The sequence below is a fragment of the Georgenia sp. TF02-10 genome, from assembly GCF_022759505.1.
Taxonomy (GTDB): Bacteria; Actinomycetota; Actinomycetes; order Actinomycetales; family Actinomycetaceae; genus TF02-10.
Genome location: NZ_CP094289.1, coordinates 3,022,326 through 3,039,049, shown reverse-complemented (window position 1 = coordinate 3,039,049; position 16,724 = coordinate 3,022,326). Strand labels below are relative to the sequence as shown.

At 75.0% G+C, this 16,724-nt stretch carries 11 protein-coding genes and 1 tRNA gene; 9 read left to right on the top strand and 3 right to left on the bottom strand.

The window, feature by feature from the left end; genetic code table 11:
* Nucleotides 1-10: 10 nt before the first annotated feature.
* A complete protein-coding gene (gene adhE, locus MF406_RS13670; RefSeq protein WP_242894756.1) occupies nucleotides 11-2,707 on the bottom strand; it encodes a bifunctional acetaldehyde-CoA/alcohol dehydrogenase in 2,697 nt (898 codons plus the stop codon).
* A 421-nt stretch (nucleotides 2,708-3,128) separates the two neighbouring features.
* On the opposite strand from adhE, the gene MF406_RS13665 reads away from it, so the two are divergent.
* On the top strand, nucleotides 3,129-3,380 hold the full coding sequence (locus MF406_RS13665) for an addiction module protein (protein ID WP_242894754.1): 252 nt from the start codon (nucleotides 3,129-3,131) through the stop codon (nucleotides 3,378-3,380).
* A 180-nt stretch (nucleotides 3,381-3,560) separates the two neighbouring features.
* Here the strand turns inward: MF406_RS13665 and MF406_RS13660 are convergent, their stop codons facing one another.
* Entirely contained in the window at nucleotides 3,561-6,485 is a 2,925-nt protein-coding gene (locus tag MF406_RS13660) for an HNH endonuclease signature motif containing protein (RefSeq protein WP_242894753.1), read from the bottom strand.
* A 247-nt stretch (nucleotides 6,486-6,732) separates the two neighbouring features.
* Between MF406_RS13660 and MF406_RS13655 the strand changes: the two genes are divergently transcribed.
* From MF406_RS13655 to MF406_RS13640, 4 genes are all read left to right on the top strand, one after another.
* Nucleotides 6,733-7,944 carry an IS110 family transposase gene (locus MF406_RS13655; RefSeq protein ID WP_371744502.1) on the top strand — a complete coding sequence of 404 codons (1,212 nt, stop codon included), beginning with the start codon at nucleotides 6,733-6,735 and terminating at the stop codon, nucleotides 7,942-7,944.
* A 293-nt stretch (nucleotides 7,945-8,237) separates the two neighbouring features.
* Entirely contained in the window at nucleotides 8,238-8,915 is a 678-nt protein-coding gene (locus MF406_RS13650; RefSeq protein ID WP_242894751.1) for a GPP34 family phosphoprotein, read from the top strand.
* Between the two features lie 117 nt (nucleotides 8,916-9,032).
* Complete coding sequence (locus tag MF406_RS13645) at nucleotides 9,033-9,812, top strand: glycerophosphodiester phosphodiesterase (RefSeq protein WP_242894749.1); 780 nt, start codon at nucleotides 9,033-9,035, stop codon at nucleotides 9,810-9,812.
* A gap of 63 nt (nucleotides 9,813-9,875) precedes the next feature.
* Nucleotides 9,876-10,427: a TetR/AcrR family transcriptional regulator gene (locus tag MF406_RS13640; RefSeq protein ID WP_242894747.1), complete on the top strand. Its 552-nt coding sequence runs from the start codon at nucleotides 9,876-9,878 to the stop codon at nucleotides 10,425-10,427.
* Between the two features lie 201 nt (nucleotides 10,428-10,628).
* Here MF406_RS13640 and MF406_RS13635 read toward each other — a convergent pair.
* Nucleotides 10,629-10,704, bottom strand: a tRNA-Arg gene (locus tag MF406_RS13635).
* Between the two features lie 151 nt (nucleotides 10,705-10,855).
* Here MF406_RS13635 and argS point away from each other — a divergent pair.
* From argS to thrC, 4 genes are all read left to right on the top strand, one after another.
* A complete protein-coding gene (argS, locus tag MF406_RS13630; protein WP_242894746.1) occupies nucleotides 10,856-12,502 on the top strand; it encodes an arginine--tRNA ligase in 1,647 nt (548 codons plus the stop codon).
* 68 nt (nucleotides 12,503-12,570) lie between these two features.
* Nucleotides 12,571-13,986: a diaminopimelate decarboxylase gene (gene lysA, locus MF406_RS13625; protein WP_371744669.1), complete on the top strand. Its 1,416-nt coding sequence runs from the start codon at nucleotides 12,571-12,573 to the stop codon at nucleotides 13,984-13,986.
* A 355-nt stretch (nucleotides 13,987-14,341) separates the two neighbouring features.
* Nucleotides 14,342-15,622: a homoserine dehydrogenase gene (locus MF406_RS13620; RefSeq protein WP_242897798.1), complete on the top strand. Its 1,281-nt coding sequence runs from the start codon at nucleotides 14,342-14,344 to the stop codon at nucleotides 15,620-15,622.
* Nucleotides 15,622-16,722 carry a threonine synthase gene (gene thrC / locus MF406_RS13615; RefSeq protein ID WP_242894744.1) on the top strand — a complete coding sequence of 367 codons (1,101 nt, stop codon included), beginning with the start codon at nucleotides 15,622-15,624 and terminating at the stop codon, nucleotides 16,720-16,722. The genes MF406_RS13620 and thrC overlap by 1 nt, the downstream gene beginning before the upstream one ends.
* Nucleotides 16,723-16,724: the final 2 nt, after the last annotated feature.

The following is a 16,724-nucleotide window of genomic DNA, read 5'->3' as shown; positions in this document are numbered from 1 at the left end:
CCAAGCCCCGCTACCGGCGGGCGGCCGGTGCGGTGGCCGGTGCGGCGGCGTCGTTCCCGCTGGCCGCCGCCGCGGCCCGGTCGGCCCGGACCTGCGCGACGGTGACCCCGTAGTAGGCGGCCTGCATCATGTCCTTCATGTCGGCGACCATCGGCAGCCGCGGGTTCGCCGGGGCGCACTGGTCCTCGAAGGCCCGCATCGCCAGGGTGTCCAGCGCGGGGATGAAGTCGACCTCCGCGACGCCCATCTGGGCGAAGGACCCCGGCATGCCCAGCCGGGCCCGCAGCTCCTCCACGGCGGTGGCGTAGGCCTCCACCGCCTCGGCCGGGGTGGCGTGCGGCAGGCCGAGGTGCCGGGCGATGTCCTGGAAGCGCTGCGGGGCGACGTAGCGCTCGTACTTGGGCCAGTTGCTCAGCTTCGTCGGGACCTGCCCGTTGTAGCGGACGACGTGCGGCAGCAGCACGGCGTTGGTCCGGCCGTGCACCTGGTGGTAGGTCGAGCCGACGGTGTGGGCCATGGCGTGGACGATGCCGAGGAAGGCGTTGCCGAATGCCATGCCCGCGATGGTGGAGGCGTTGTGCATCCGCTCGCGGGCCCGGCGGACCTCCGCCGGCGGGACGCCGTCGCGCCGGCCGTTCACCGAGGTGGCGATGTTGTCGAAGACCATCCTGATCGCGTGCAGCGCCAGGGCGTCGGTGAAGTCGTTGGCGTAGACGGACACGTACGCCTCGGTGGCGTGGGTCAGCGCGTCGAACCCGGAGTCGGCCGCCAGCGTCGAGGGCATCTCGGCGGTGAGCTCAGGGTCGATGATCGCCACCGACGGAGTCAGCGCGTAGTCCGCCAGCGGGTACTTGTACCCGGTGGCCGGGTCGGAGATGACCGCGAACGGGGTGACCTCGGCGCCCGTGCCGGACGACGTCGGGATGCAGACGAGCCTGGCCAGCTCGCCCAGCGGCGGGTAGCGGAAGGCCCGCTTGCGCACGTCCAGGTACTTCTCCCGAAGGTCCTCGAACCGGACCTCGGGGTGCTCGTAGAGCAGCCACATCACCTTCGCGGCGTCCATCGGGGACCCGCCGCCCAGGGCGATGATCGTGTCCGGCCGGAACGAGCGCATGGACTCCGCCCCGCGGCGCACGGTGCCGATGGACGGCTCCGGCTCGACGTCGTCGATGATCTGCAGGGTGACCGGCTCGGCCCGGCGGTCCAGCACGTCGCGGATCTTCTCCACGTACCCCAGCCGGGTCATCGTGGCGTCGGTGACGACCGTGACCCGGCTGATGCCCTCCATGTCGTAGAGGTAGCGGATCGCGTGCGGCTCGAAGTAGGTCTTGGCCGGCACCTTGAACCACTGCAGGTTGTTGTTCCGCCGGCCGATGCGCTTGATGTTGATGAGGTCCACCGCCGAGACGTTGTTGGACACCGAGTTGTGGCCGTAGGAGCCGCAGCCCAGCGTGAGGGAGGGGAGGAACGCGGTGTAGATGTCGCCGATGCCGCCGAGCGCGGCCGGGGCGTTGGTGATGATCCGCACCGCCTTCACCCGCGCGCCGTAGGCCTCCACCAGCGCGGGGTCGGCGGCGTGGATGACCGCGGAGTGGCCCAGCCCGTCCAGCTCGACCATCTGCTCGGCGAGGGCGAAGCCGTGCTCGGCGTCGGCGGAGCGCAGCACGGCCAGCACCGGGCAGAGCTTCTCGCGGGTGAGCGGCTCGTGCGGGCCGACGCCGGAGACCTCGGCGAGGATGATCGAGGTGTCCGGCGGGACGGTGAAGCCGGCCTGCTCGGCGATCCAGGCCGGGGACCGGCCGACGACGGCGGCGTTCAGCCGCGCCTGCCCGCAGCTCTCGCCGTCGGCCCGGACCCCGAAGATGAGCTCCTCGAGCTGGGCCTTCTCGGCCGGGGTGGCCACGTGGGCGTGCAGGCCCTGCAGGTGGGTCATCGTCTCGGCGTAGACGGCGTCGTCGATGATGGCGGCCTGCTCCGAGGCGCAGATCATGCCGTTGTCGAACGACTTCGACATCACCAGGTCCGTGGCGGCCCGCTCGACGTCGGCGCTGGCGTGGACGTAGGCGGGGACGTTCCCGGCGCCCACCCCGAGCGCCGGCTTGCCGCACGAGTAGGCGGCCTTGACCATCGCGTTCCCGCCGGTGGCCAGGATGAGGGAGACGCCCGGGTGGTTCATCAGCGCGCTGGTGGCCCCCATCGACGGCTCGGTGATCCACTGGATGCAGTCCGCCGGGGCGCCGGCGGCCACCGCTGCGTCGCGGACCACCCGGGCGGCGGCCGCCGAGCACTCCTGGGCGCCGGGGTGGAAGGCGAAGATGATCGGGTTGCGGGTCTTCAGGCAGATCAGCGCCTTGAAGATGGCCGTCGACGTCGGGTTGGTCACCGGCGTGATGCCGGCGACGACGCCGACCGGCTCGGCGATCTCCACCAGGCCGGCGAGCTCGTCGCGGCGGACGACGCCGACGGTGCGCAGGTCGCGCATGGAGTAGGTGACGTGCTCGCAGGCGAAGATGTTCTTGGTCGCCTTGTCCTCGAAGACGCCGCGGCCGGTCTCGGTGACGGCGGCCTGGGCCAGCACCCCGTGCTGGTTGAGCGCGGCGACGGAGGCCTTCTTGACGATGTTGTCCACGTCCGCCTGGGTGAGGTCGGCGTAGGCGGCGAGGGCCGCGAGGCCCCGGGCGACGAGCCGGTCGATCTCGGTGTCCACATCTGCTCCCGGTGTGGCGGGCCGGCGCCGTGCGTCGGCCGGGTGCCGGCCTGCGCTGGTGCGCCGGCCGAGGTGCCGGCGGTTCGCCGGTCCTGAGGCTGACGCTAGGAACGGCCGGCCCGCCGCGGGCCGGGCCAAGGGCCCACGGCCGTTCGTCCTGAGCCCTTGGTCCCGCCGGCAGAGCGGCGGCGTTCCGGGGTTCGCGGCGACGGCGGCCGATCGACGGCGAGGCTCGGCTGTGAGGTTCGCCACGGGAGCCCGGGGCGTGGTGGCCGTCGAGACGGCGCTCCTGGTCGTTGGCTGATGACCCCCACCGGGCACGCTGCCGGTCGCGCAGGCGGGCATCGCGTGGGTGGATCCCGTTGTCATCCCTGGCCCGCATTCTGGTCTGGCCGTCACCGTGCCGCCGTAGACTCGACCGGTGGCACCAGACGTCACCGAGGTCGAGCGGGCACTGCTCGCGCTCGCTCCCGAGGATCGTGCAGCCGTCATCGAGCGTGGTCTGCGAAGCCTGGACGACGTTGACGACGCGGACCAGGGCGAGGTCGATGCGGCCTGGCGTGCGGAGATCGATCGCCGCGTGGACGAGTACGTCAGCAGCGACACCCCATCGGTCGACGCGGATGAGCACGTCGCCCGGCTCAGGGCGAAGCTGGTCGCGCGCGACAAGTGAGGCTGCCCTGGTGCGCCGGCCGAGGTGCCGGCGGTTCTCCGGTCCTGAGGCTGACGCTAGGAACGGCTGGCCCGCCGCGGGTCGGGCTAAGGGCCTACGGCCGTTCGTCCTGAGCCCTTTGGTCCGTGGCCGTGCTGGTTGCGCCGGGAGGGTCGACTGTGGTTCTCGTGCCGGTCGGGCTCAGAACGGCGGTTCGCCGTACTCGTCGTCGCCGTGGGAGCCGTGGGCGCCGGTGAGACTGGGGCGTCCTCGTCCTCGCCAGGTGTTCAGGGGGGTGGTGGTGCCGTCGAGGTTGCGGCGGTAGGCGTGCCCGGTGGGGGTGAGCCACTCGAACACCCCGGGGGAGGGCTGGGTGGTCTTGAACGTACCCGCGGACTTCAGGGCGTGGTCGGTGGTGCACTGCGCGCCCAGGCTGGCGGCGGCCGTCTTGCCGCCCTGGGAGAAGGCGAGCGTGTGATCGATCTGGCAACGCTCGGCGGGGGTGGTGCAGCCGGGGCGGACGCAGGTGCGGTCGCGGGTGCGGACGTGCTCGGCGAGGTCGGCGGGGGGCCGGTAGCGGGTGCGGCCCACGTCCAGGACGGTGCCGGAGAGAGGGTCGGTGACCAGGCGGCGCCAGGTCCCGCCGGCGGCCAGGGCGCGGGCCACGTCGGGGCTGATGGGGCCGTACCCGGCGAGCTCGGCCACCTCCCCCGGGATGGGATCCAGGTCCAGGTCCCGCCCAGCCACGGCCGCGTCGGCGGGCACACCGCCGCCGGTGCCGGTGGTGGCGTCGATCTGGGTGCCGGCGTCGGCTGCCCGGTCACCATCGTCAGTGCCGGCGGTGCCAGCAGTGTCGGCAGCGCTGGTGCCGGCGGTGGCGCCGGTGTCGTCGTCTCCGCCGGCGGTGGTGCCGACGCTCCCCGCGGTGACGCTGGCGGTGTCGTCGCCGCCGTTCGTGCCGGTGGGCGTCTCGTCGTCCGGGGGGAGGGCGACGGACAAAGGAATGGTGACGCGGATCTGGGTGCGGTTGGTGCCGGGGTCGCCCAGCGGCATGCCGGAGCGCCAGGACAGCAGCAGGTGCAGGTCGGGGATCTCCCCGGTGCCCGGGCACTCCACCCAGTCACCCGTCCCGGGACGGAGTCTTCCCGGCGGTGCGCCCGGCGGCGGTGCCGGATCCTCGACGTCGGGAGGCACTTCGGGCGGCAGGGGGCCAGGGCCGGGAGCGGGCGGGCCGGTCGGGTCGTCTGCGGTGCTGGGCGGTCCAGGATGAGGCGGTTCGCCCGGGGGGCCAGGGTCGGGCGGGGCGCCCGCCGTGAATGCTGCACGGTCCTCGACGCCGGGTTCGACTCCCGGGCCGGGCAGGCCCGCGTCGTCGGCTGCGTCGGTTGCACGCGCCTCGTCGGCCGCGCCCGCGTCGTCGGCCGTGCCGGGGCTGTCGTCGGCCGTGCCGGGGCTGTCGTCGGCCGTGTCGGCGTGGTCACCGGTTGCGTGTGCGGCATCAGTCGGGTCGTCGTCGATCTGCTGGCCGAGGGTGGGTGGTTTGGTGCCGGGTGGGGGGCCGGCCCAGCCGGTGGTCAGGGCGCCGTGGGCGAGGACGGCGAGGGCGTCGGCGCGGAGCTGGTCGCGGGTGCGGTCGTCGCCGTGGGCCTTCGCGGTGGTGGTCATGGCTTCCAGGGCGAGGTCGACGCGGACGGCGTCCTCGGCCGGCAGCACCGCGTACAGCGAGGCCATCCCGTGCGGCAACGGCGAGGGATGCGTGACCTTGCGGCCGGCGCGGGCCCGGTGGTGGCGCTCGGTGGCGGCGGCGGGGTCGACCTTGACCAGGGCGGCGGCCAGGTCCTTGACGAGCTGGGCGTGGGTGCGGGTGGGGGCGGTGGGCAGCACCTCGGCCTCGGCCAGCACCGCCACGGGGAGGGCGTGCTCGGCCAGGGTGGTGATGATCGTGGACGCCTTGCGGTAGTCGATCGCCCCGGACCGCAGCGCGGCGGCGGTGTCGGTGAACGCCCCGCGCATGCCGCGTCCGGTGCGGATCAGCCGGTTCGCCTCGGTCACCGAGATGCCCAGGCGCATGGCGACCTCCTGGGCGGATCCGTCCAGCACCGTCCCGCCCGGGCCCTTCACCGCTCTGGCGTCGTAGATGTCCCGGCACCGGGTCGCGACCACGTCGGCGAGCTCGGCGGACTTCGCGGCGGCCCAGCTCTCCACCCGGCGTATCGCGGCGAGGGCCTCCACCGCGGCGAACCCGTCCAGGTCCTGGAGGTTGACCCCGGAGAGGAGGGCGGCGAGCTCGGGCCCGGCCGGGCACCTGGCCAGGGAGTCGGTGTCCAGGCCGATGGTGGTCAGCAGGCAGCCGTCCCCGGCCGCCCCGGCCGCCTCCCACGGGCTGTACGGCGCCTCGGTGACCGGCGCCGGGCCGGGATCGTCGGGGACGACCACGTCTGTCTCCCCGCGCGCGACCGCCAGGAACAGCTCGACCCCCGCCGCCACCTGCTCCGCCGACAGGACGACTGTGCGGTCTGCGTCGGCGAGCGGCTCGCGGGGGGCCATCGCCGCCGCCACCTGGAAGAACTCCTGCACGTCAGGAGTGATCTCCTCCCCGCGGGCCAGGGTCGCCGCCTCCGCGGCCCGGGCCAGCCGGGCGGCGGTCTCCTCCACCTCACCCGGCGCCACCGCGACGTCCCCGGTGATCTCCGAGGTCCGGGCCACCCCCGCCGCCCGAGCGGCGTCGGCGAGCACCTGGGAGGCCACCAACCACACCCGCACCCGCACCCGCGCGTGCGGGTCGTCCCCGGCCGGGTCGCCGCCGTCGTCGAGGGCGTCCTCGTCCCACAGCTCCCCCTCGGCCGCCGCCCGGACCCGGGCAACCCGGTCCTGGGCGGCCATCACCGCGGCGAAGTGGCGCATGTGCCGGCACGGTTCGTTCGACTCCGCGTCCTCGGCGCAGCAGAACCCCCGCGCCTGCGCCGCCTCGTCCGCCGGGGACCACACCAACCACCCCTCCGGACCCGGCCCGTCCCAGCCACCGTCGAACGGCCCAGGAGCAGCCCGCCGAGACCGCCCGGCCCCACGGCCGGGGCGGCCGGCGGCAGCACCTGCTGCCGGCTCCTCTCGCTCGTCCTCGAACATGTGTCCATGGTAGGTGGGGGGTCTGACGTTGAAGGATGTAAGGGCCTCGTCGGGGGTGTGACCCGGGCACTGACTGACGTCCCTGCGGGGACTGTCCTGAACATGATCCGTCCACCCTCGGCGGGGCACCAAGCACGCCGGCCAGAGGGGCATGACCTCATATGAGCCCGACCAACGGTCCCGTCAACGTCCTGTCTGCCCGCCTGGCCGGTGTGCCCGTCCGTCACGGAAAGAGGCATCACCACTCATGGCCAGCGCTCCTGCTGCTGTCATCGCCGGCGTGGACACCCACGCCGACACCCATCACGTCGCCGTGGTCGCCGCGGCGACCGGCACCCGGCTCGGGGACGCGAAGTTCCCCACCACCGAGGCCGGCTACGGCGACCTGCTGAGGTTCATCACCAGCCACGGGCAGGTCACCACCGTCGGGATCGAGGGCACGAACTCCTACGGCGCGGGGCTCTCCCGCCACCTGCGCAGCGCCGGGGTGAAGGTCGCCGAGGTCCTGCGCCCGGCCCGCCAGGTCCGCCGCCGCCACGGCAAGTCCGACCCGATCGACGCCTACGCCGCCGCCTCCGCCGTGCTGGCCGGGGACCGCCTGCCAGCCCCCAAGGCCGCCGACGGGGACGTAGAGGCCATCCGCGCCCTGCACCTGGCCCGCCGCTCGGCGGTCAAGGCCCGCGCCAACACCCAGCGGCAGATCAAGAGCCTGCTCGTCACCGCCCCCGAGAAGATCCGCGCCCAGGTCCGCAACCTCACCGACACCGAGCTCCTCACCCGCCTCGCCGCCACCCGGCCGGCCCCGGCCACCGCCGGCGTCGAGGCCGCGACCCTGACGGCGCTGCGCCACCTCGCCCGCCGCCACCGCTACCTCACCGAGGAGATCACCGAGCTCGAGGCCGACCTCGACACCCTCCTGCGCCGGGCCGCCCCGGCCCTGCTCGCCACCAAGGGCATCGGCACGGTCACCGCCGCCCAGCTCCTCGTCACCGCCGGGGACAACCCCGACCGGCTCACCAGCGAAGGCTCCTTCGCGGCCCTGTGCGGCGCCGCGCCCATCCCGGCCTCCTCCGGCAAGACCGTGCGCTACCGGCTCAACCGCGGCGGAGACCGCCACGCCAACGCCGCCCTGTACCGCATCGTCCTGGTCCGCATGTCCTGCGACCCCCGCACCAAGGCCTACGTCGCCAAGCGCACCACCGAGGGCAAGGACACCAAAGAGATCATCCGCTGCCTCAAGCGCACCATCGCCCGGGAGGTCTACCACCTCCTGACCCACCCCGCCCCGGTCCCCCGCACCGAGGACCTGCGCCCCCTACGCAACGCCAAGCACATCACCCTGCAAGCCGCCGCCGACCACTTCGGCACCTGGCCCACCGTCATCTCCCGCCTCGAACGAGGACTCAGCCGCAACGACACCCTCGCCGACGCCTACCGCCACTGGCTCCACGCCGCTTGACAGCAATAGGAGCATCATCGGGCCCCGACCCATCCCCACCTTGGCTGGGCCGTCCGGCGGCGCCGCCGGAGCGACCGGCAGCATCACCGACCGAGCCAGATGCAGCAGCACCGGCTCCCGGCTCGTCCCGCTCCTCCTCGAACATGTGTCCAGGGTAGGTGCGGGGTCCGACAATCGGGCCCGACCGGTCCCCACCCCTCGGAACCGTTCGCCGCACATCAGGGTGGAGGGCGTGTCGGCCGGACCGTCGCGCTGGCCTGCCGGAGCGCCGGCCAGGACAGTAGGGTCGGTCCATGGGGCTGCTCCTCGCTGAACAGACGTTGCTGATCGCGCTCGACGACGAGAAGGGCCGCAGCACCGCCCTGTGGGCCGGTGAGGCGGGGCTGGCTGCCGCGCTGCTGCTCGACCTGGGTCGGAGCGGCCACCTGACGGTAGGCCCCGACAAGAAGCTGGTGGCCGCCGGCGGGGAGCCGCCGGCGCACGACGTGCTCGGCGCGGCCTACCGGGCAATCCGGGACTCGGCCAAACCGCGCGACGCCAAGGGCTGGGTCGACCGGCTGCAGCGTGAGCTGCGCCCCCTGGGCGAGCGGCTGGCTCGGGGGCTGGTGGCGCGCGGCGTGCTGTCCGAGGAGCGTTCCCGGGTGCTCGGCCTGTTTCCTACCACCCGGTTCCCGGCGGCCGACCCGGTCCCGGAGATGGAGCTGCGACGTGGGCTCGGCGAGGTCCTGGTCATCGGCCGGACGCCCACCGAGGAGGAGGCCCTGCTGGTCGGTCTGCTGGAACCGCTCGAGTTGGTCGATCGCGTCGTGGCCAAGGAAGACCGGCGAGCAGCCCGTCGTCGGGCGAAGGAGATCGGGGAGTCCGGGGTGGTCGGCGACGCCGTCGGCGAGGCCGTGCGGGACCTGCAGGCCGCCGTGATGATCGGCACCATCGCCGCCTCCGTGGGGGGAACGGCCGCCGCGTCATCCTGAGCGCCGTCTGAGCGACCCCATCGAGCTCCGGCTCGGCCCTGCTCGTCCCGGCACCGGGGTGCCCAGGCGCTATGGGTGGTGCACGAAGGAGCCCCCGGCCGGGGGAGGATGTCCCTCGTGCCCTACCTCGACGGCGTCGGTCCCATCGCGCTCGCGCACCGCGGCGGCGCCCAGGAGGTTCCGGAGAACTCCCGCGCCGCCGTCGAGCACGTCCGCGCCCTGGGTCTGGGGTACCTGGAGACGGACGTGCACGCCACGGCGGACGGCGTTGTCGTCCTGTCCCACGACCCCACGGTGGACCGCGTCACCGACGGCTCCGGGGCGCTGGCGGCGATGACCTGGCGGCAGGTCGCCGTGCTGCGCGACCGCTCGGGGGACCGGCTGGTGCGGCTGGACGAGCTCCTGGCGGACTACCCTGAGCTGCGGGTGAACATCGACGCCAAGTCCGACGCCGTCGTCGACCCGCTGGTGGCCACGGTCCGCGACGCCGGCGCCGTGGACCGGGTGTGCCTGACCTCCTTCGCCGAGGAGCGGCTGGCGCGGGTGCGGGCGGCGCTGGGCCCCGCGGTGGCCACCGGCCTCGGCCGGGCGGACGTGTTGCGCCTGGTCGCCGCCGCCCGGCTGCCCGGCCCGGCCCAGGACCGGGCCCTGCGCCAGGTGCCCGGCCCCGCGGCCGGCACGGTGTGCGTGCAGGTGCCGGTGCGCTACCGGCGGTTCCCGGTGGTGACCCCGGCGTTCATCGCCGCCGCGCACCGCCACGGCCTGGCGGTGCACGTGTGGACGGTGGACGAGCCGGGGGAGATGTGCCGGCTGCTGGACATGGGCGTCGACGGCCTGGTCTCGGACCGGCCCACCCTGCTGCGCGACGTGCTCACCGCCCGCGGGCCTTGGCACTGAACGGCCCGTGAGCCGCGCGCCGAACGCATAGCGGGCCGCTGCCCCGCCGGGCATGATGAGCCCATGAATTCCGACGTCGGGCGACTCGATCCCCGTGCGCGCCGGACGGTCGCCGCGCTGCAGCAGGCCCTGACGGAGCTGGTGGCAACCACCCCGCTGCGGGAGATCACCGTGGCCGAGCTGTGCCGCGCCGCCGGCCTGCACCGGACCACCTTCTACAAGCACTTCCGGTCCGTGGGGGAGCTCGCCGCCGCCACCGTGGCCGACCTCGTGGAGCAGATCGCCGAGCCGGAGCCGGCCGAGCAGTCCTACCGCACCTGGCTCGGGTCGGTGCTGACCTACGTGGAGGACAACCGGCAGGGGCTGGTCGGGACGCTCGGTCCCGCCGGGGACCCGGACCTGGTGCGCACGGTGTGCGACGAGCTCGTCCACCGGGCCGAGCGTTCGCTGGCCAGCGCCGAGCCGGCGAACCTGCGGCTGAGCGTGCCCGCCGCAGCGCGGATGCTCGGCTTCGCCACCTACGGGGCGATCGAGGCGCTGCTGGCCGGGGAAGCGGCCACCGAGGACTGCCTGGACTCGCTGCCCACCCTGGTCGGGGAGCTGCGGCCGGCCTGACCACCAGCGCGCCGCGTCGCTGCCGCGGTGGGCAGATGGGTTACCGGGATGCCCAGGTGGGGATCTGGTTGCCGCAGACATCGGGACGCCAGCGGTCCGCCTCGAATGGGTATGTGCATGGGTATGTCGGCGCTGCGGGAGGTGCCCTGCGGAGGTGGTGCTGACTGGGCGAGGATCGGCGTCGTCATTGACGTTGACGGGTGGTGCCCCCTACTGGATTCGAACCAGCGACCTTCTGCTCCGGAGGCAGACGCTCTATCCACTGAGCTAAAGGGGCGGGCGGTTGGCCGCGAACGATCCTAGCAGCCGCCGGCCGGGCGGTTGACCTCCCCGGGAGCTCCCGCGGGTGACGAGGGCCACCGCCGCCGGCCCGTGGAACGTCACTGCGGCGGCCCGGGCCCGCCGGGCCCGGCCACTACCCTGGCCCGGTGACCCCAGCTGAGCTCGCCGCCCTCATCCGCACCGTCCTCCTCGACGCCGTCGCCGCCGGCGAGGTCACGCTCGCCGCCGAGGACGTCCCCGAGCCCCGGGTCGAGCGGCCCCGCCAGCGCGAGCACGGCGACTGGGCCACCAACGTGGCCATGCAGCTGGCCAAGCGGGCCGGCACCACCCCCCGCGCCCTCGCCGAGGTGCTCGCCGGGCGGCTGGCCGCGGCCGACGGCGTGGCCGCCGTCGACGTCGCCGGTCCCGGCTTCCTCAACATCCGGCTCGAGACCGGCGCGGCCGGGGAGCTGGCCCGCACGATCGTCGAGGCCGGCGCCGCCTACGGCCGGGGCGACGCCCTGGCCGGGCATGTCATCAACCTGGAGTTCGTCTCGGCCAACCCGACCGGCCCGCTGCACATCGGGCACACCCGGTGGGCAGCGCTGGGCGACGCCCTCGTCCGGCTGCTCCGCGCCGCCGGGGCGCAGGTGACCCCCGAGTACTACATCAACGACGCCGGCGGCCAGATGGACAAGTTCGGCGCCTCGATCCTGGCCCGCGCCGCCGGGGAGGAGGTCCCCGAGGGCGGCTACGCCGGCGACTACGTCGCCGAGCTGGCCCGGCAGGTGCTCGCCGAGCGGCCGGACCTGCTGGACCTGCCCCGGGAGGAGGGCGTCGCCGTCGCCCGGGAGCTGGGCTACCGGCTGCAGATGGCCGAGATCGAGCAGACCCTCGCCGACTTCAACGTCCACTTCGACGTGTACTTCTCCGAGCGGTCCCTGCACGAGAACGGCGCGGTGGGGGAGGCCGTCGAGCGGCTGCGGGCCCAGGGGCACGTGACGGAGGCCGACGGGGCGCTCTGGCTGCGCACCACCGACTTCGGCGACGACAAGGACCGGGTCCTGGTCCGCGCCGACGGCACCCCGACCTACCTCGCCGCCGACGCCGCGTACTACCTGTCCAAGAAGGACCGCGGGTTCGACGAGAAGATCTACCTCCTCGGCGCCGACCACCACGGCTACGTGGCCCGGCTCAAGGCCCTCGCCGCCTGCGCCGGGGACGACCCGGACCGCAACATCGAGGTCCTCATCGGCCAGCTCGTCTCGGTCGCGGGCGCCCGGATGAGCAAGCGGGCCGGCAACATCATCGAGCTGCGCGACCTCATCCAGTGGATCGGCTCGGACCCGGTGCGCTACACCCTCGCCCGCTACCCGGCCGACTCCCCGCTCACCCTGGACGGGGAGAAGCTGCGCGAGCAGAACCTGGACAACCCGGTCTACTACGTCCAGTACGCCCACGCCCGCACCCGCAACGCCTCCCGCAACGCCGCCGAGCACGGCGTCACCCGGGAGGGCTTCGACCCGGCCCGCCTCGACCACCCCGCCGACGCCGACCTGCTCGGCGCCCTGGGCCGGTTCCCCGGCGTCGTCGCGCACGCCGCCCGGCTGCGCGAGCCGCACCGGGTGGCCCGCCACCTCGAGCAGGTTGCCGCCGCCTACCACACCTGGTACGGGCAGACCCGGATCTCCCCGCGCGGCACCGACCCGGTCGACGCCGGCCACACCGCCCGGCTGTGGCTCAACGACGCCACCACCCAGGTGCTCGCCAACGGCCTGGCGGTCCTGGGCGTCTCCGCCCCGGAGCGGATGTGACCGGCGCGGCCGTCCCCGAGCCCGACGGCGCCCGGGAGCCGGTGAGCGCCGCCGTCACCCCGGAACCGGTGACCGCCACCGCGGCGGCGAGCGCGGTCGTCCCCGAGCCGGCCGCCGCCGTCGCCCCGGAGCCCGACGGCGCCCCCGACGGGCTGTGGCCCACGACGGCGCGGCGCACCGCCGACGGCAGCCTCGCCGTCGGCGGGGTGGACCTGCGCGACCTCGCCCGCGAGCACGGCACCCCGGCCTACGTGGTGGACGAGGCCGACCTGCGCGGGCGGGCCCGGACGTTCGCCGACGCCTTCGCCGCCGCGTTCGCCCCCGACCGCGGCCTGGCCGGGGCGGAGGTGTACTACGCCGGCAAGGCGTTCCTCACCGTGGCTGTGGCCGGGTGGGTGCACGAGGAGGGCCTGCGGCTGGACGTCGCCACCGGCGGGGAGCTCGCCGTCGCCGTCCGCGCCGGGGTGCCCGGCCCTGCGCTGGCCCTGCACGGGAACAACAAGTCCGATGCCGAGCTCCGCGCCGCGCTGACCCACCGCGTCGGTCGCGTCGTGGTGGACTCCCTGCCCGAGATCGGCCGCGTCGCCGACCTCGCCGCCGCGGCCGGTGTGCGGGCGCCGGTCATGGTCCGGGTGACCACCGGCGTGCACGCCGGCGGGCACGAGTTCATCGCGACCGCCCACGAGGACCAGAAGTTCGGCCTGTCCCTCGCCGCCGGCGCCGCGGCCGAGGCCGTGGCCGCGGTCCTCGCCCGGCCCGAGCTGGAGCTGGTCGGGCTGCACTCCCACATCGGCTCCCAGATCCTCGACCTCGCCGGCTTCGAGGTCGCCGCCCGGGCCGTGCTCGGCCTGCGCGCCCAGGTCGCGGAGCAGACCGGGTACCTCATGCCCGAGGTGGACCTGGGCGGCGGGTACGGCATCCGGTACACCGGCGCCGAGTCCGCCCCGCCCACCCCAGCCCGGGTCGCTACCGCGCTCGCCGACGTCGTCCGGCGGGCCTGCGCGGACCTCGGCACCCCGCCGCCGCGGGTCTCGGTGGAACCGGGCCGCGCCGTCGCCGGCCCGGCAGGGCTGACGCTGTACACCGTCGGCACCGTCAAGGACGTCCGGCTCGACGACGGCGGCGCCCGCCGTTACGTCAGCGTCGACGGCGGGATGAGCGACAACATCCGCCCCGCCCTGTACGGGGCCGAGTACACCGCCGCCCTCGCCGGCCGGGCCTCCGCCGCCGACCCGGTCACCGCCCGCGTGGTGGGCAAGCACTGCGAGAGCGGCGACGTGGTGGTCCGCCACGTCGCCCTGCCGGCGGACGTGGCCGACGGCGACCTGCTCGCCGTCCCGGCCACCGGCGCCTACGGCCGGTCCATGGCGAGCAACTACAACGCGATGCCCCGCCCGCCGGTGCTCGCGGTGCGCGACGGGAGGGTGCGGGTGCTGGTGCGCCGGGAGACCGTGGAGGACCTGCTGGCCCTCGACCTGGGGTGAGGCTGAGCGGGCCCGGGCGGCGCGGGGTCGTGGAGCTGAGCCGCCGGGCATGGAACGCCGGACCGGCCAGCCCCGCCCGGCCCCTATCCTGCCGACAGACCATGGGGACCTGGAGGAGAGGAGCGCGGTGAGCGCAGCGAGCGCGGGGAACGGGTCGGGCGGGAGCGTCGCGACGGCGGCGGACCTGGCAGGCGTCGCGACGGCGGCGAACGTGTCGGGCGGTGGCGTCACGACGGCGGCGGACCCGGCAGACGTCGCGACGGCGACCGACCTGGCAGACGTCGCGACGGCGACCGGCCCGGGCGAGTCGACCGCGGCGCACCCCACCGCCCAGCCCGCCGGCGGGCCGCCCGCGGTGCGGGTGGCGGTGCTCGGCTGCGGCACGGTCGGCGCCCAGGTGGTCCGACTGCTGCGCGAGCACGGCACCGACCTCGCCGCCCGCGCCGGCGGCCCGCTCCAGCTCGTCGGCGTCGCAGTGCGGGACGCCGCCGCGCCGCGTCCGCCGTGGGTCCCCACCGAGCTGCTCACCACCGACGCCGCCACGCTGGTGCGCCGCGCGGACGTCGTCGTCGAGCTCATCGGCGGCATCGAGCCTGCCCGCACCCTGGCCCTGGCCGCCCTGGCCGGCGGCGCCAGCGTGGTCACCGGCAACAAGGCCCTGCTCGCCGCGCACGCCGCCGAGCTGCACGGCGCGGCCGCCGCCGCGGGCACCGACCTGTACTACGAGGCCGCCGTCGCCGGCGCGGTCCCGGTGGTCTACGCCCTGCGCGAGTCGATGGCCGGGGACAACGTCACCACCGTGCTCGGCATCGTCAACGGCACCACCAACTTCATCCTGGACGAGATGGCCACCCGCGGGGTCGGCTTCGAGGAGGCCCTCGCCCGGGCGCAGGAGCTCGGCTACGCCGAGGCCGACCCCACCGCCGACGTCGACGGCCACGACGCCGCCGCCAAGGCCGCGATCCTCGCTTCGCTCGCCTTCCACACCCGGGTGAGCATCGACGACGTCCCGGTGGAGGGCATCCGCGCCGTCACCGCCGAGGACATCGCCGACGCCCGCGCCGCCGGGTACGCCCTGAAGCTCCTCGCCGTCGCCCGCCGCGGCACCGACGGCGGGGCCCGCGGCATCTCGGTGCGGGTGGCGCCCACCCTGCTGCCGCTGACCCACCCGCTCGCCGCCGTGCACGGCGCGTTCAACGCCGTCGTCGTCGAGGCGGCCGCCGCCGGCCGGCTGATGTTCTACGGCCAGGGCGCCGGCGGGGCGCCGACCGCCTCGGCGGTCCTCGGCGACGTCGTCGCCGCCGCCGCGCACCGGGTGCACGGCGGCAACGCCCCCCGGGAGTCCACCTACGCCGAGCTGCCGCTGCTCAGCCCGGAGCAGACCCTGGTCCGCACCCAGGTCCAGCTCGGCCTCGCCGACCGGCCCGGGACGCTGGCCGCCGTCGCCGGGGTGTACGGCCGGCACGGGATCTCCATCGCCAGCGCCCGGCAGGGCGCCGCGGCGGACGGCACCGCCCGGCTGACCATCGTCAGCCACCCGGCCAGCGAGGCCGCGGTGGCCCGGGCGGTGGCGGACCTGGCCGCAGAACCCAGCGTGCGCGAGGTCCGCTCCGTGCGCCCGGTCGAGGGGGAGTGATGGCGCACCAGTGGCGCGGGGTGGTCGAGGAGTACCGCGAGCGGCTCCCGGTGGCCGACGGCGACCCGGTGGTGACGCTGGGGGAGGGCGGCACCCCGCTGGTGGCCGCCCCGGCGCTGAGCGCGCGCACCGGCGCGGACGTCCACCTCAAGGTTGAGGGCGCCAACCCCACCGGGTCCTTCAAGGACCGCGGGATGACGGTGGCGATGTCCAAGGTCGCCGCCACCCCCACCGAGCTGGTCGTGTGCGCCTCCACCGGCAACACCTCCGCCTCGGCGGCCGCCTACGCCGTCCGGGCCGGGCTGCGCTGCGCCGTCGTGCTGCCGGCCGGGAAGATCGCGGCCGGCAAGCTCGCCCAGGCCATCGTGCACGGCGCCACCCTGGTGGCGGTGGACGGCAACTTCGACGACTGCCTGCGGATCGTGCGCGAGCTCGCCGACCGCTACCCGGCCGCGCTGGTCAACTCGGTCAACCCCTACCGGCTGCAGGGGCAGAAGACCGCGGCGTTCGAGGTCGTCGACGCCCTCGGCGACGCCCCGGACATCCATGTCCTGCCGGTCGGCAACGCCGGGAACATATCCGCCTACTGGCTCGGTTATAACGAGTACGCGGGCCGCACCACCGCCGCCTCGCTGCCCGGCACCGGCGCCGACCTGCCGCCCGTCGCCACCCGCACCCCGCGCATGTGGGGCGTGCAGGCCGACGGCGCGGCCCCGCTGGTCAAGGGCGTCGCCGTGGAGCACCCGGAGACGGTGGCCACCGCGATCCGGATCGGCAACCCCGCGTCCTGGGACCTGGCCGAGGCCGCCCGGACCGACTCGGGCGGGCGGATCGACGCCGTCACCGACGCCCAGATCCTCGCCGCCCAGGCGCTGCTGGCCGCCGAGGTCGGCGTGTTCGTCGAGCCCGCCTCCGCCGCCTCAGTGGCCGGCCTGCTGCAGGCCGCCGAGCTCGGCCGCGTCCCGGCCGGCGCCCAGGTGGTCTGCACGGTCACCGGGAACGGCCTGAAGGACACCGCGACGGCGCTCGGCCAGGCCGACGTCGAGCCGGCGGTCATCGCCCCCACGCTCGGCGCCGCGGTCGCGGCCCTGGGCCTGTAGGC

Coding starts and splice junctions, on each gene's coding strand:
- MF406_RS13660 (WP_242894753.1), bottom strand. CDS start 6,485: ATGTTCGAGGACGAGCGAGAGGAGCCGGCAGCAGGTGCTGCCGCCGGC.
- MF406_RS13655 (WP_371744502.1), top strand. CDS start 6,733: ATGGCCAGCGCTCCTGCTGCTGTCATCGCCGGCGTGGACACCCACGCC.
- MF406_RS13650 (WP_242894751.1), top strand. CDS start 8,238: ATGGGGCTGCTCCTCGCTGAACAGACGTTGCTGATCGCGCTCGACGAC.
- MF406_RS13640 (WP_242894747.1), top strand. CDS start 9,876: ATGAATTCCGACGTCGGGCGACTCGATCCCCGTGCGCGCCGGACGGTC.
- thrC (WP_242894744.1), top strand. CDS start 15,622: ATGGCGCACCAGTGGCGCGGGGTGGTCGAGGAGTACCGCGAGCGGCTC.